This is a genomic window from Nostoc sp. EspVER01, from assembly GCF_034530635.1.
Classification (GTDB): domain Bacteria; phylum Cyanobacteriota; class Cyanobacteriia; order Cyanobacteriales; family Nostocaceae; genus Nostoc.
The window spans coordinates 92,145-106,138 of sequence record NZ_JAVRCS010000010.1; the positions used below are offsets into that span (position 1 = coordinate 92,145).

The 13,994-nt window shown below is 43.0% G+C and carries 13 protein-coding genes; 6 read left to right on the forward strand and 7 right to left on the reverse strand.

From position 1 onward, the window contains the following. Nucleotides 1–366 precede the first annotated feature (366 nt). The 3 genes from RMX69_RS11255 to RMX69_RS11265 are packed head-to-tail and all read right to left on the reverse strand — an operon-like array spanning nucleotide 367 to nucleotide 1,012. Nucleotides 367–600, reverse strand: coding sequence for an EF-hand domain-containing protein (locus RMX69_RS11255; RefSeq protein WP_289796891.1), 234 nt, complete (start codon nucleotides 598–600; stop codon nucleotides 367–369). Between the two features lie 36 nt (nucleotides 601–636). Then, nucleotides 637–858 (reverse strand): hypothetical protein, encoded by a 222-nt coding sequence (locus tag RMX69_RS11260; RefSeq protein ID WP_322637515.1) that lies wholly within the window; start codon nucleotides 856–858, stop codon nucleotides 637–639. Next, a complete protein-coding gene (locus RMX69_RS11265; RefSeq protein WP_289796893.1) occupies nucleotides 833–1,012 on the reverse strand; it encodes a hypothetical protein in 180 nt (59 codons plus the stop codon). The genes RMX69_RS11260 and RMX69_RS11265 overlap by 26 nt, the downstream gene beginning before the upstream one ends. A 103-nt stretch (nucleotides 1,013–1,115) precedes the next feature. Between RMX69_RS11265 and lysS the strand changes: the two genes are divergently transcribed. Beyond that, nucleotides 1,116–2,639, forward strand: a complete 1,524-nt coding sequence (lysS, locus tag RMX69_RS11270; RefSeq protein WP_322637516.1) for a lysine--tRNA ligase — start codon at nucleotides 1,116–1,118, stop codon at nucleotides 2,637–2,639. Between the two features lie 92 nt (nucleotides 2,640–2,731). On the opposite strand, the gene purF is transcribed toward lysS, so the two are convergent. The 3 genes from purF to RMX69_RS11285 all read right to left on the reverse strand — a co-directional run bounded on the left by purF (nucleotide 2,732) and on the right by RMX69_RS11285 (nucleotide 8,330). Further along, complete coding sequence (gene purF, locus RMX69_RS11275) at nucleotides 2,732–4,231, reverse strand: amidophosphoribosyltransferase (protein ID WP_289796895.1); 1,500 nt, start codon at nucleotides 4,229–4,231, stop codon at nucleotides 2,732–2,734. Nucleotides 4,232–4,605: 374 nt separating this feature from the next. Continuing rightward, a complete protein-coding gene (gene purL / locus RMX69_RS11280; protein ID WP_322637517.1) occupies nucleotides 4,606–7,056 on the reverse strand; it encodes a phosphoribosylformylglycinamidine synthase subunit PurL in 2,451 nt (816 codons plus the stop codon). A 788-nt stretch (nucleotides 7,057–7,844) separates the two neighbouring features. Further along, nucleotides 7,845–8,330, reverse strand: coding sequence for an allophycocyanin subunit alpha-B (locus RMX69_RS11285; protein ID WP_094348587.1), 486 nt, complete (start codon nucleotides 8,328–8,330; stop codon nucleotides 7,845–7,847). Between the two features lie 215 nt (nucleotides 8,331–8,545). On the opposite strand from RMX69_RS11285, the gene rlmD reads away from it, so the two are divergent. Together rlmD and RMX69_RS11295 are read left to right on the forward strand one after the other, a co-directional pair. Next, nucleotides 8,546–9,952 carry a 23S rRNA (uracil(1939)-C(5))-methyltransferase RlmD gene (rlmD, locus tag RMX69_RS11290; RefSeq protein WP_322637518.1) on the forward strand — a complete coding sequence of 469 codons (1,407 nt, stop codon included), beginning with the start codon at nucleotides 8,546–8,548 and terminating at the stop codon, nucleotides 9,950–9,952. Nucleotides 9,953–10,342: 390 nt separating this feature from the next. Next, nucleotides 10,343–10,792, forward strand: a complete 450-nt coding sequence (locus RMX69_RS11295) for an anti-sigma regulatory factor (RefSeq protein ID WP_322637519.1) — start codon at nucleotides 10,343–10,345, stop codon at nucleotides 10,790–10,792. A gap of 78 nt (nucleotides 10,793–10,870) precedes the next feature. Here RMX69_RS11295 and RMX69_RS11300 read toward each other — a convergent pair whose 3' ends face one another. Next, entirely contained in the window at nucleotides 10,871–11,149 is a 279-nt protein-coding gene (locus RMX69_RS11300) for a DUF6439 family protein (protein WP_094328229.1), read from the reverse strand. A gap of 125 nt (nucleotides 11,150–11,274) precedes the next feature. Here RMX69_RS11300 and RMX69_RS11305 point away from each other — a divergent pair, with 125 nt between their 5' ends. The 3 genes from RMX69_RS11305 (at nucleotide 11,275) to RMX69_RS11315 (ending at nucleotide 13,939) form a co-directional block, all read left to right on the forward strand. After that, nucleotides 11,275–11,637: a hypothetical protein gene (locus tag RMX69_RS11305; protein WP_069074290.1), complete on the forward strand. Its 363-nt coding sequence runs from the start codon at nucleotides 11,275–11,277 to the stop codon at nucleotides 11,635–11,637. A gap of 2 nt (nucleotides 11,638–11,639) precedes the next feature. Next, nucleotides 11,640–13,031, forward strand: coding sequence for an asparagine--tRNA ligase (gene asnS, locus RMX69_RS11310; protein WP_322637520.1), 1,392 nt, complete (start codon nucleotides 11,640–11,642; stop codon nucleotides 13,029–13,031). Nucleotides 13,032–13,630: 599 nt separating this feature from the next. Continuing rightward, a complete protein-coding gene (locus tag RMX69_RS11315; protein ID WP_289796904.1) occupies nucleotides 13,631–13,939 on the forward strand; it encodes an NIL domain-containing protein in 309 nt (102 codons plus the stop codon). The last annotated feature ends 55 nt before the right edge of the window (nucleotides 13,940–13,994 follow it).

Genomic DNA, 13,994 nt, shown 5'->3' on the forward strand with positions numbered 1-13,994 from the left:
AAAGCTGACTAGGGGTTAGGAACATAGCTATTTATGGCTTCAGCAGAATAAAACAAGTTTCGTTTTATACAATATTCTGTTGTAACCTGTCATTAGTAAAAGCGTCATTGTTAATTCTGCTGTTGACAAAAGTCTAATTCGGAGTTCATCAAGACTATAGTCAAAATCATTAACCAATCGAAAACCCTCTGAGAGATGGCTACAGAGTCGATGGTAGGTTATTACTAGCAATAATGTGTCATTTAGAGGATAGCAAAGTATCACTAAGGGGCAAATAAAGGCAAATCCCTCCAAGTTGCCTAGAGAGGGATTTAGTGCGGGCTAGAAAGAGATTTTGGGGTGAGTGTGGCGTTGATTTTTTGACTGCTAGTTTAAATTATTTGCTTTCTCAACTGCTTCCTTTAACTCTTCAAAGGTAATACTACCGTCTTTGTCTGAATCATAATTTACTAGTAATTCCTGGGGACTAGTGGTATTTGTTTCTGATGAGATGATTGCACTTAAGCCAGGACTTAAAAAAAGATCATTAATGGATACTTTGCCGTCTCGATCGCTATCTAAGGTATTAAAAAGAGATTGAAGCTCTTGCTCGGTTGCCATAAATTTCTATCTGAATTGATTTTTCAATTTAATATCTCAAAATCTTGACAAATACGCAAGGATACTTAATAAAAAGATTTTATTGGGTGCGGAATGGCGATCGATATACTTTCGCGAATCGATGCGGACAACAGCGATATCTGGCTCAGGTTCGGAGTATTGGCTCAACTGAATGGGATTCACCCGAACTAAGGCAACTTCTGCTAGCGATGCCTGCCTGCGGCGGGCTGCGTCAACGCTTGAGGTAGTCAGATGCACAAAGCGTTGTCGCTGCATGGGGAGGATTTTTGGCGCTCATCGGGATAACTCGCCCATCAATCAGTTCTACCCGTTCATCCTCTGTAATAATATCCGTCTTCAGCATCAGGTGATATTCGTTTACAGTCCACAGGCGCACTCTAGTTTGTGTCATTGGACTTTTCCTTTGTCCATCGCACATCACTTTTAGGCGATTATCTCTTACTCTCAACTTTGGCAGCATCTATAATTAATCTTGCCCTATTTAGTTCGTTACCATGTCGGAAGAAGATATCCGAGCCGCGAGGCTGGAGAAAGTAGAACAACTTAAGCAGCTAGGAACTAATCCTTATGCCTATCGTTGGGAATCCACCCATCATGCAGCGCAGTTGCAAGAAAAATTTGCCGATTTATCCAGTGGCGAAGAAGCTGATTTAGAAGTTGCCATAGCCGGACGCATTATGGCGCGTCGCGTTTTTGGTAAATTGGCTTTTTTCACCTTGCAAGACGAAACCGGTACAATTCAGCTTTATCTGGATAAAAATCGCATTCAAGAAGGTATGGCAGATATTGATGCCGATGCCTTCAATCACCTGAAGCAACTTACAGATGCAGGTGACATATTAGGAGCTAAAGGTACTATTAAACGGACTGAAAAGGGCGAGTTATCTGTCTACGTTAAACAATATACTATCCTCACTAAATCCCTGTTGCCCCTACCCGACAAATGGCATGGATTAACGGATGTTGCCAAGCGCTACCGTCAGCGCTACGTTGACTTAATTGTAAACCCAGAAGTGCGGCAAACTTTCCGCCGTCGCGCTCAAATTACTGCTGGTATTCGCCGCTATTTAGAAGAACGGGATTTTCTGGAAATTGAAACCCCAGTTTTGCAAAGTGAGACTGGAGGTGCAGATGCGCGTCCATTTATCACCTACCACAACACTTTAGAAATGGAATTGTATCTGCGAATTGCCACAGAACTCCATCTCAAGCGGTTGATTGTGGGTGGTTTTGAAAAGGTGTTTGAATTGGGGCGGGTTTTCCGCAATGAGGGAATTTCGACTCGACACAATCCTGAATTTACGACAATTGAAGTTTACCAAGCTTACGCCGACTACAACGATATGATGGCGTTGACTGAGGGTATTATTACCACTGTTGCCCAAGAGGTACTCGGCACATTGGAAATCACCTACCAAGGGGAACCTATAAATTTAACACCACCTTGGCGACGGGTGACAATGCACGATTTAGTTAAAGAATTTACAGGCTTGGATTTTAATTCATTCCAAAGTTTAGAAGAAGCAAAAACAGCAAGTAAAAATGCTGCTATTCCTGGTATAGATGAAGCCCAATCAATTGGTAAGTTACTAAATTTAGCCTTTGAAGAGAAAGTAGAAGCTAATTTAATTCAACCTACCTTTGTAATTGATTACCCTGTAGAAATTTCGCCCCTAGCAAAACCGCACCGTTCTCAACCTGGTTTGGTAGAACGATTTGAGTTATTTATAGTCGGGCGAGAAACTGGGAATAGCTTTTCAGAACTTACCGATCCTATTGATCAAAGAGAACGCTTAGAAGCACAAGCGGCGCGGAAAGCTGCTGGTGATTTAGAAGCCCAAGGTGTAGATGAAGACTTTCTGACAGCTTTGGAATATGGTATGCCGCCTACAGGTGGTTTAGGGATTGGGATCGATCGCTTGGTGATGTTATTAACCGATTGTGCCAGTATTCGGGATGCGATCGCCTTCCCCTTACTCAAGCCAGAAAAATCAGAATCATCCCCAGAAGAATCCTAATCTTACACCCCATTCCTTAATCCCCTCCTCGCTTGCAGGGAGGGGAGACAAAGCGTAGCTTTGGCGGGGTGGGGTTCTTCTGTTTGAAGCCCCTACACCACTACCTTTTCTAAGATCAGCTTAGAACGTTTCACTTGCTCAGGAATCGTTACGGGATAATCTCCGGTAAAGCAGGCAGAACAGAAACTATTGGTGTCTTCTCGTGTCGCTTCTAGCATTCCTTCCCAACTCAGATAGGCAAGGCTGTCTACTTCCAGTTGCTTGGCAATTTCTGCTACTGACTTGGTAGCAGCAATTAGCTGATCCTGAGAATCAGTATCGATGCCATAAAAGCAGGGATGAGTTACAGGCGGAGACGAAATTCGCATGTGTACCTCTACTGCACCTGCTTCACGTAAGGTTTTGACTAATTTACGGCTGGTAGTACCCCGTACAATCGAGTCGTCTACAATAATTACTCGTTTACCTACTAGCACATCTTTGAGGGGGTTGAGTTTCATCCGCAGACCCGATTCCCGCATGGTTTGGGTTGGTTGAATGAAGGTTCGCCCAACATAGCGGTTTTTAATCAGTCCTTCGCCGTAAGCAACACCAGACGCTTGGGAAAATCCAATAGCAGCAGGTATACCAGAATCAGGAACACCAAAGACAATATCGGCATCTACAAAAGATTCTTTAGCTAGCTGGTGTCCTAATCGCATTCGATAGCTGTACAAACTCTCGTTGTGCATGACGCTATCAGGGCGGGCAAAGTAAATCATTTCAAAGATACACAATTTCCGCTCAGATTTTTGACTCCAATGATAAGAAGCCAAACCTTCTTCAGTAATCCAAACTAATTCACCTGGTTCTACGTCTCGCAGGTATTCGGCTCCAATGATGTCTAAACCACAAGTCTCGGAAGCCAAAACGTAACGAACTGGATTACCAGCCAAAGTGCCGATTACTAAGGGGCGGATTCCATTAGGATCGCGGACACCCATAACACCGACGGGAGTCCCAATAACTAAACTAAAGGCTCCTTGGCAACGTTGAAATGCCTTAATTCCACCTTCTAGCCAATCAGCGCCCGTATCTATGGCTTCTGCGATCGCAAAAGCGATCATTTCTGAGTCTGTTGTTGTAACTAAGTTACATTTATTCTCAAGCAACTCTTGACGTAGTTGTACGGTATTGACTAAATTACCATTGTGTGCAAGTGCTAATGAACCTAAACGGGTTTCTAGTACTGCGGGTTGGGCATTAACTTTGCGGCTAGAACCTGTGGTGGAATAACGAGTGTGACCAACAGCAAGACTACCGGGCAATTGATCCAAGACAGATTCATTGAAAACTTGAGACACCAAGCCCATATCCTTGTGGAGATGTACTTGTGTACCCTCAAAGGTGGCAATACCAGCTGATTCTTGACCCCGATGCTGGAGGGCATACAATCCAAAGTAGGTCAGTTTAGCAACGTTTTCTCCTGGGGCGTAGATGCCAAAAACACCACAAGCTTCTTCTGGCTTGTCAGGCTGATTTTCATGACTATTGATTGGGTTGTTGGTCTGGTCGGGGTATTCATCCGAAGTGACAGAATGAATAGAAATCATGCTAGCTTTGCTCCTGGTGGGGGGGTCAATCAGTTTTGGATTTGAGACTTCGGCTACGCTCAGTCGAACGATTGACGATTTTGATTTTGGATTGATCGCACCGTAGTAAGGATGCGGCTTGGGATTTGAGAATGGCTATTTTAGATTTTTTGCCCAGTAAGAGCAAGAGATGAACTAGAAGCAACACTGCTAGTCCAAAATCTAAAATTCAAAATCTCAAATCGGTAGTCAAGTTACTGGGATTATATAAATGGTTGAGGATTTCTTAACAAATCTTTAACCATCCATTAAAACAGTACCGTAATTTTGCTCAGAGACGCTAATAAAAGAGTGAGTAATTAGGAGTTATGCTTTTTATTCCTAACTCCTCACTTTCAACTCCTAACTTCTTCAGGGATAGTGGTATGGATGGCGAGACGTTTGGCGATCGCATAGGAATAGCGATCGTTCATATCTTCGATACTAACTTTGATTAAGGTTTGGTTATCAGTGGTGAAAACCCCCAAACCCGTCTCAAAATTAGCAACTACACCCAGTTTTTGCCACTTTTGACTTAGATGTTCCTGTAAATATGATTCCCAAATTCCTTGTTGTGCTGATGCTACAGAAACTAAAATTCTGGCACCACCTTCGGCAAACAACATCTCGTCTAAGCGAGGCAGTGCAATCTTGGGGTCTCCCCAAGTGGAGCAACTGCCGTGGTTTAACTGTGTTGGTGCTATTTCTAAATTGATTTCGGCTCCAAGATTGCCAGCAAGACAACATTCGGCTAGTGCGATCGCCACTCCTCCCTCAGCAGAATCGTGGGCTGAACGTACCCAACCATTACGAATTCCTTCACGACAAACTTTTTGTACGCGGCGTTCCAAGTCAAAATCTACCCGTGGTGGTTTTCCGGCAACAGTATTGTGGATAGTGGCTAAATATTCAGATGCTCCCAAACTGATTTTCGATGCCAAAGGCAATCCGAGAAGATAAATCACATCGCCGGCTACTTGCCAACCTTGACCACAAATTTTGGTTATATCAGGAATCAAGCCCACCATACCCACCACAGGAGTGGGATAAATGGGTTGTGGGATGCCTTGAGAATCAAGAGTTTCATTGTACAAAGAGACATTTCCGCCCGTGACTGGTGTTGCCAATTCTCGGCAACCTTCCGCCAAACCGCGACAAGCTTCTGCCAATTGCCAGTAACCAGTGGGTTTTTCTGGAGAGCCAAAATTTAGGTTATCCGTCACTGCCAGAGGTTCTGCACCCACACAGCTAAGATTGCGTGCAGCTTCTGCCACCACTGCCTTAGCCCCTTCGTAAGGGTCAAGATATACATAACGAGGATTGCAATCTACCGTCGCCGCAACACCGGATTGGGCATTGAGGGTTTCCTTGTCTCCTTGTCCTCCTTGTCCCCTTGTCCTCTTGTCCTCTTCCAAAGGACGCAACCGGATAACAGCCGCATCTGCACCACCTGGCAGTATTACTGTATTATTTTGTACTTGATGGTCATACTGACGATATACCCAATTTTTAGAAGCGATCGTGGGTGTATCGAGCAAAGTTAAAAGAATATCATTCCAATTTTGCAGTCCTCCTGGAAGTTCTATTCCAGCAGTTGTGGAAGGAGGTAGGGAATCAGCAGTCCATTCCCAAGCTTGACGCGCATATTCTGGTGCTTCTGCCAACAACTCTCGGTTATATAGTGGGGTATTCTCCGCCAAGGCCTCAGCAGGAATTTCTGCTGCTACTTCACCCTGAAAGAGAATCCGCACAATCGGTTCAGCGATGACTGTCCCTGCGACAACGGCTTGAAGTCCCCAACGATGGAAAATGTCAATTAATTCTTGCTCACGCCCTTTATGAGCGACAAACAGCATTCGTTCTTGAGATTCCGAAAGCAGATATTCATAAGGAACCATCCCCATTTCTCTGACGGGAATTTTATCTAAATCTAGTTCAATTCCCACACCGCCTTTTGCAGCCATCTCTGAAGTAGAACAGGTGATTCCCGCAGCTCCCATATCTTGGGCGGCGACAACTGCACCCGTTTTAAACGCCTCCAGACAAGCTTCAATTAACGACTTTTCCAAAAATGGATCGCCCACTTGCACAGCAGGGCGATCGTCTATGGATTGATCGCTCAATTCTGCACTAGCAAAACTCGCGCCTCCCATACCGTCGCGCCCAGTGGTGGAACCAACATACAACACGGGGTTGCCTAAGCCAGATGCTCCAGATTTGACGATTTCTGAGGTTTCCATCAACCCCAATGCCATAACGTTCACTAGAGGATTACCAGAGTAAGCAGAGTCAAAGTAAACTTCGCCGCCAACGGTGGGTACTCCCACACAGTTACCATAATGAGAGATTCCTGCCACCACACCAGTGAATAGTCGTTGGGTTTTGGGATCTTCTAAGGAACCAAAACGTAACGAGTTTAATAGGGCAATGGGACGCGCACCCATTGTAAAAATATCTCTGAGAATACCTCCGACTCCCGTTGCCGCTCCTTGAAACGGTTCGACTGCTGAGGGATGGTTGTGAGATTCAATCTTAAAAGCTAGTTGGAGTCCATCACCCAAGTCTACAACACCAGCATTTTCACCAGGCCCCACCAGGATGCGGGGACCATCGGTGGGAAATTGTTTGAGTAGAGGTCGAGAATTTTTGTAACAACAATGCTCTGACCACATAACGCCAAACATTCCTAGTTCAGCTTTGTTGGGATGACGGCCTAGCCGACGGACAATTTCTGCGTATTCTTCTGGTTTAAGACCAACAGCCGCAATTTCTTGGGGGGAAAAGGCTGGTTTTGAGGTTGCAGTCATGGAAGTAATGCACTCTGGGGGGACAGAGCATTATTCTATCGATTTACTTGCCCTGTAAGTGCAGTCCTTAATTGAAGCGCGATCGCTCTTCAATTTAAACTCTAACTAAATATCAGTATTTCCATTTTGGTAAATACTGGCAGAAGATGCTTGTGCAGCCTTTCTTACAAGCGAACTTGTTTATCGTATTGAGAGGTAGTACAACCTCAGAATGCAGTCAACAGGATTATTCTGACCATGAGGTAGAAAGATTGAGATCAATACCACACCAAATGCTTTAGTCTTTAAAGATAACTTGATTTTTTAATCTCAGTGAAATTTCTAGCTCCTTTACTTACGTGAATCTAATGTCTACTCAGAGATTATTCGGGTATATGCAGTTTAGATGTAACAATCAAGTGACGAGAATCACACATATCGATGATTAGGATCGTCTCCTTCATCTCGCTAACTAGGCATAATTAATGACAACTGAACTCTAGCCGAGTCATTAATAGGGAACACACTTAATAGCCGACAGCCTTAATCAAGGACTGTCGGTTTTTTGTATTTGTCATCAGTTAAATGCCCAATACCCACTTGCCCTGAGTGAATGCAAGTGCCCCATGCCCATATCCATAAAATTTCCCCACAACTGGTTGGTAACTTGACAAAGATTTTGCCACAGCCACTACCAAATGTGGGGAGGGTATGATCAAATTGGGGATCTTATGCCTATCGAGTGCTAATATTTTGCACTCACTCTAGTAGACCGGAAGTATATTCCTAGAACCAGCACACACTTTGTATTAAGACATCGCTTGAATGATGTAATCAAAGTAAGGTGCTGCTTCAGCAGCGTCTTCCGCACTCAGTAAGCTAAGGGAAGCTGTTTTGAGGGAATTAATCGCTTCTACCATTCCAGGCACGGGAACGCCCAATGAATTGTACATTTCCCGCACACCAATCAAACCGATTTTTTCAATTGGCTCTTTGTCACCGGCAAGTACACCATAAGTAATTAAGCGTAAGTACCAGCCAAAATCACGGATACATAGAGAGCGTTGGCGTTCACCGTAAGCATTACCTCCAGGGGAGATAAAGTCAGGACGCTTCTGCCAAAGTTGTTTGGTTGCTTCTTGAACTATCTTCTTTTCGTTTTCGGCTAAGGTAGCCGCAATCCGTGTCCGTTGTACGCCGGTTTGCAAAAAGTCTTTGATATTTTTAAGTTCGCCACTGCTGGGATAACGCAGTTCGTCGTCGGCTTTGAGAATAACTTGGCTAATTACAGTCATGATTATTGAAATCACCTGAAATATTATCTGTTAGTTTAGCGAGTTGGAGGTACACAAGTGAAGGGATCGGAGTTACTTATGTATTGAATTTATCTATTTAGGGGTGTGGGGACTGAAGAAGGGAATAAGTAACAGGTTACAGGGTAGAGATTATTCCCTATCACCTGTCACCTAATCCCAATGACCAATGACAAATGATCAACGACCAATGACAAATGACTAAAATAATTTGGCAACAGGGTGAATTAATTGAAGTGACGATCGCTAACCTGAGTGATACAGGTGATGGTGTGGGGCGTGCTGATGAGCGTGTAGTGTTTGTCCCAGATACTGTCCCAGGCGATCGCGCCATTGTCCGCTTAGTTGATGTTAAACCTAAATACGCCCACGGGAAGCTCCAGCAGCTATTGTCACCATCCGCCCACCGTATCCGACCCAGTTGTATTGTGGCTGACAAGTGCGGTGGTTGCCAGTGGCAGCATATTAATTATGATTACCAGCTAGTAGCCAAGCAAAATCAAGTTATCCAAGCAATGGAGCGCATTGGCGGTTTTATCCAACCACCAGTAGATCCGGTACTCGCTGCCCCTTCTGCTTTCGGCTACCGTAATAAATCTACATATCCTCTCTCGCTATCGGCAACAGGACAAGTACAAGCTGGTTACTATCAAAAAGGTAGTCACCAATTAATTAACTTAAATCAATGTCCAGTCCAAGATGCGCGATTAAATCCCTTGCTTGCCGAAGTTAAGCAGGATATTCAACAGCAAGGTTGGCAAATTTACAACGAACACCGCCACCAAGGAAAAATTCGCCATCTCGGTTTACGCATTGGCCGACACACTGGAGAAATGTTGCTGACTTTGGTAGTAAAGGACTGGAATTTATCAGGAATTGAAACCCAAGCCCAGGAATGGTTAAAGCGCTATCCGCAGTTAGTGGGAGTGTCGCTCAATCGCAATAGCGATCGCACAAATGCTATCTTTGGATCAGAAACCCGTTGCATCGCTGGAGTACCCCACCTGCGTGAAAATTTTGCTGGACTGGAATTTCAAGTACGCCCAGATACATTTTTCCAAGTGTATACCGAAACAGCAGAGGCACTATTAGAGGTAATTCAATCAGAACTCAATCTTCAAGGGCATGAGTTCCTAGTTGATGCCTACTGTGGTATTGGGACTTTAACTTTACCTCTCGCCAAAAAAGTACGTATTGCTACAGGATTAGAAGTGCAATCAGCAGCAGTAGAACAAGCAATTTTAAATGCCCACCGCAACGGAATTGATAATGTGACTTTCCTTGTCGGCGCAGTAGAGAAATTGCTTCCCCAAATGGGCACAATACCAGAAGTAGTAATACTCGATCCGCCACGTAAGGGGTGCGATCGCGCAGTCATAGATACTTTACGGCAATTGAAACCATCTCGGATCGTTTACGTCAGCTGTAAAGTAGCTACCCTCGCCCGCGACCTGAAATTGCTTTGTCAAGATGGGCAATATACCATCACACGGGTACAACCTGCTGATTTTTTTCCTCAAACTGCTCATGTTGAAACTGCCGCCTTTCTTGTGCTATCACATTTTGACAAGGGTAGTAATTCCTTCAAAAAAACTGAAATTTGAAAATTTTAGTCTAGGGCATACTAAAGATGCTAAAATTGAATTAAGCCAAAAATAAAAATTCATTTTGTTTAAATAAATTCAAGTTGCATCGGTTCTTAAAAACATGAAGAAGATTGTGTAAATGATAAATCGGCAACTAACTAGAGTATGCCAATACTCTCTAAAATTAACAGCATATTCTTAATCTGCTGACTTCATTATCAAATTTATTACAGCCGATATATACCTAAACAATCCGAATTCAGACTATAGAGCTAATGCTCCCTAGCATTTTCAAAATTTAGTTTTAAAGACGCAAGTTTGAAGGCAGCATGACCACCTCAAGTTTTATCAGGGTGACTGTAATAGCAAACTGATGTCTAGCTAACTGAAAGCTATGGGGTTTCTCTTGTGATTACTATTTCACTCCGTCCAGTTGGACGTTATTGGGGCACTATTAGTTTTGCCTCAACCCTCTACCTTTGTCCCATATTAGACTTATTGTTGGCAGAAATACCAGCAAGATTACAAGCAGAACTGCGGCTAGGACTTCAAGAAGCCCTAGTCAACGCAGCTAAACATGGTAATAATCTCGATCCGAGTAAAACAGTTGTAGTTCGTTTTTCCGTAATAGATAATCACTATTGGTGGATAATATCAGACCAAGGTAGTGGCTTTACTCCTTCATCTACTATTAATGAAGAACCAACAGACTATCTTCCACCAGATGAGTCAGAAAATGGTCGTGGTTTATGTCTTCTACATCAAATTTTTGATCAAGTAGAGTGGAACCGTAAAGGCACAGAATTGAGGCTTTGTAAACAAATGGAAAATCGTCGGGGATTATCTCTGCGACGTTAGGGTAGTTAGGGGTTAGGAGTTAGAAGTTAGGAGTTAGGAGTTAAAAATTTAAAACTTTTAACTCATCACTTCTAACTTCTAACTTTTTCCGTGAGTCGGACAGGGAGGTGCAGAAATAGAGCGATCTAACCAACCAATTGCCTGTTCTAATCTAGCTTGAGCTTCTTGTGGCTGATTCTTTAAAAGATACACAATCGCTGCTGCCACTTGTTCATTAGCGCGGGAATTGCGGTTAGACTTGAGGCGATGCCAATCGTTAGGGGAAATACTCAGTCTTTCCATCAGGGCTTGAGCTAGTTCCAGAGTACTAAGTTCATTCAGTTGACTGGTTTTCGGCAGCTGGGTAGATTGAGACATAATTATAAGTCCTTTGTCTTTTGTTCTTCGTCCTTTGTCCTTCGTCCTTTGAAAAATTACCAATGACAAATGACTAATGACTAATGACAATTGGTTAAGATTTAATTTTAGTTTACTACCTGTACATGAAGCCGCCAAAACAATCACAGTCGTCAGCAGAAAATCAAGAACCAGATTTTGAACAAGAACTAGAGGAAGTAGAGCGATCGCTCCTATCCTTAAAAGAACGTTACGATCAAGTGCAACGCGATCGCCAACAACAGGCACAATGGCAACAGCGTCGGGATCAATTAAAGCACAATAAATCTCAGACACCAGAAATCAAAGCAGAGTTACGGCAAATTCAACGACAGTTGGAAATGCTAGAACTAAACTTAGAAAGCCAGTTATTTTCTTGGCGTAGTCTCAAAAAACCTTTCTGGCAAGTCGTCCGCTTTGGTGGAATGGGCGTTATCATAGGCTGGATATTAAAGTCTTATGCTGGGTAAATATGGTAAATCGACGGATTGCAGAAATATTGCGAAGTGGCCAACCTGATGAGTCCCTCCAAGTGCAAGGCTGGGTGAGGACAAAGCGTGAGTCTAAGGGATTTGCTTTTATTGAAGTCAATGACGGCTCATCACTAGCTAATTTGCAAGTCGTCATTAATCAGGATTTGCCAGATTACGAAGCTATATTGAAAAAACTGAATACAGGTGCTGCTGTTGAGACTACAGGGGTACTGGTGGCTTCTCTGGGTAAAGGACAGCGAATTGAGTTGAAAGCCGAGTCCGTGAAAGTTTACGGAGAAGCTGATCCCGATACATATCCTCTGCAAAAGAAACGCCATTCCTTTGAGTTTCTGCGAACCATTGGACATTTGCGATCGCGCACTAATTCTTTTGGTGCAGTTTTCCGTGTCAGGAATGCTTGTTCAGCAGCAATTCACCAATTTTTCCAACAAAGAGGCTTTTTGTGGGTACACACACCCATCATCACCGCTAGCGATTGTGAAGGCGCGGGTGAACTGTTTAGCGTTACCAGTTTAGATTTAAAGAATATTCCGCGCACAGAAAACCAAGCAGTAGATTACAGCCAAGACTTTTTTGCTAAACCGACATATTTAACAGTTAGCGGCCAGTTGGAAGCGGAAGTGATGGCGATGGCGTTTTCTAACGTCTACACCTTTGGCCCTACCTTCCGTGCAGAGAATTCCAACACCTCCCGTCACCTAGCAGAATTTTGGATGGTTGAGCCAGAAATGGCTTTTTGTGACTTAGAAGGCGATATGGATTTAGCTGAGGCATTTCTCAAACACATTTTTAAATATGTGTTGGAAACTTGCCCAGAAGATATGGAATTTTTCAATGAACGCATTGATAAATCTGTGTTGGCAACAGCCGAAAATATTATTAATAATCAGTTTGAACGGTTAACTTATACAGAAGCCATCAAAGTTTTAGAAAAAGCTGATGTTAAATTTGAATATCCTGTGAGTTGGGGTTTAGATTTACAATCAGAACACGAACGTTACTTGGCTGAACAACAGTTTAAAAAGCCAGTAATTGTCACAGATTACCCAGCGCAAATCAAAGCCTTTTATATGCGTTTGAACGACGATGAAAAAACCGTCCGTGCAATGGATATTCTTGCACCGAAAATTGGCGAAATTGTCGGCGGTTCCCAACGCGAAGAACGCCTAGAAGTATTAGAACGCCGCGTGTTAGCGCAAGGATTAAAGCCAGAAGACTTGTGGTGGTATCTGGATTTGCGTCGTTATGGTACTGTTCCACACGCCGGTTTTGGGTTAGGTTTTGAACGACTTGTACAATTTATGACGGGTATGGGAAATATTCGTGATGTGATTCCGTTCCCGCGTACACCACAAAATGCTGAGTTTTAGTTTGGGAATTTCAATCAGGTGATTAGAAATCGCGTCTGCACGGACTTATAAAAACTTTGAAACCCGCATTAGCGGGTTTTCCTTGTATAGGCACGTAGTTTTATAAAGCGATTAATTAAAATTAATAATTTTGAATGTCCCTTCACTCGATACATCTTGATTGGCAATACAGTCTAAAATGAAAGTTTTATCAGAACTACCAAATAAGGTTGCTAACACTCCAACAATAACAGAACCAGGATATCCAGGCAGTATTTCTCCTGTTGAATCAAGCCAAGGATATTTAGTCAATACTAAGGAGTAATGATATCGAGAATATATACAAATTTCTCACTTCAGTATTAAATTTCATACACAATAAATTAGGGTTACAACACCCTACAGATTGGCTATATTCAATTTGCTCGAAAATCACTATAGAATAACAATTAACCTCATAACTAGCTGATTATGAGCAATCATTCACATTTACTATCTTTAGATTAATGGTTTGGCAAGGTAAATACTTTCTTGCTTGCCTGCGTGGATAAGTGACGCTAGTTTTAAAAGAATTGTGCAAAGCGAAACCCCCCATCCCAGAAGTCGAGTAGGAAGCTAGAATGGTAATTCCAAATAAACAAGTAAAATCTAATACAGATATTTTAGATAATAGACGCACCCAAACTCGTATCCAAGTTCTCATTCCTAAAGATTTGCATGAGGAACCAGTCATTTCACGACTGGTTTCTCACTATAGTGTCACAGTCATTATTGCTGATGCTCAGGTAAGCGCAAACGTGCCACAACATAGCTGCTTCGATCTGGAACTGCAAGGTACTGTTTCTCAGATTGAAAGCGCCCTAACTTACCTGGATGAACTGGATTTAGAAGTTTTGCACCGAGCCAGCCCTGAAGAAGATGGTTGGTAGATTTGGTTAGGAGTTAGGAGTTAGGAGTTATGAATTTTTTAACTCCTAACTTTTA

What these genes read in the sequence shown, in the direction of transcription:
- RMX69_RS11265 (WP_289796893.1), bottom strand. Translation starts at nt 1,012, where the DNA reads ATGACACAAACTAGAGTGCGCCTGTGGACTGTAAACGAATATCACCTG.
- lysS (WP_322637516.1), top strand. Translation starts at nt 1,116, where the DNA reads ATGTCGGAAGAAGATATCCGAGCCGCGAGGCTGGAGAAAGTAGAACAA.
- RMX69_RS11255 (WP_289796891.1), bottom strand. Translation starts at nt 600, where the DNA reads ATGGCAACCGAGCAAGAGCTTCAATCTCTTTTTAATACCTTAGATAGC.
- purL (WP_322637517.1), bottom strand. Translation starts at nt 7,056, where the DNA reads ATGACTGCAACCTCAAAACCAGCCTTTTCCCCCCAAGAAATTGCGGCT.
- rlmD (WP_322637518.1), top strand. Translation starts at nt 8,546, where the DNA reads ATGACTAAAATAATTTGGCAACAGGGTGAATTAATTGAAGTGACGATC.
- RMX69_RS11300 (WP_094328229.1), bottom strand. Translation starts at nt 11,149, where the DNA reads ATGTCTCAATCTACCCAGCTGCCGAAAACCAGTCAACTGAATGAACTT.
- RMX69_RS11315 (WP_289796904.1), top strand. Translation starts at nt 13,631, where the DNA reads ATGGTAATTCCAAATAAACAAGTAAAATCTAATACAGATATTTTAGAT.
- asnS (WP_322637520.1), top strand. Translation starts at nt 11,640, where the DNA reads ATGGTAAATCGACGGATTGCAGAAATATTGCGAAGTGGCCAACCTGAT.
- purF (WP_289796895.1), bottom strand. Translation starts at nt 4,231, where the DNA reads ATGATTTCTATTCATTCTGTCACTTCGGATGAATACCCCGACCAGACC.
- RMX69_RS11285 (WP_094348587.1), bottom strand. Translation starts at nt 8,330, where the DNA reads ATGACTGTAATTAGCCAAGTTATTCTCAAAGCCGACGACGAACTGCGT.
- RMX69_RS11305 (WP_069074290.1), top strand. Translation starts at nt 11,275, where the DNA reads ATGAAGCCGCCAAAACAATCACAGTCGTCAGCAGAAAATCAAGAACCA.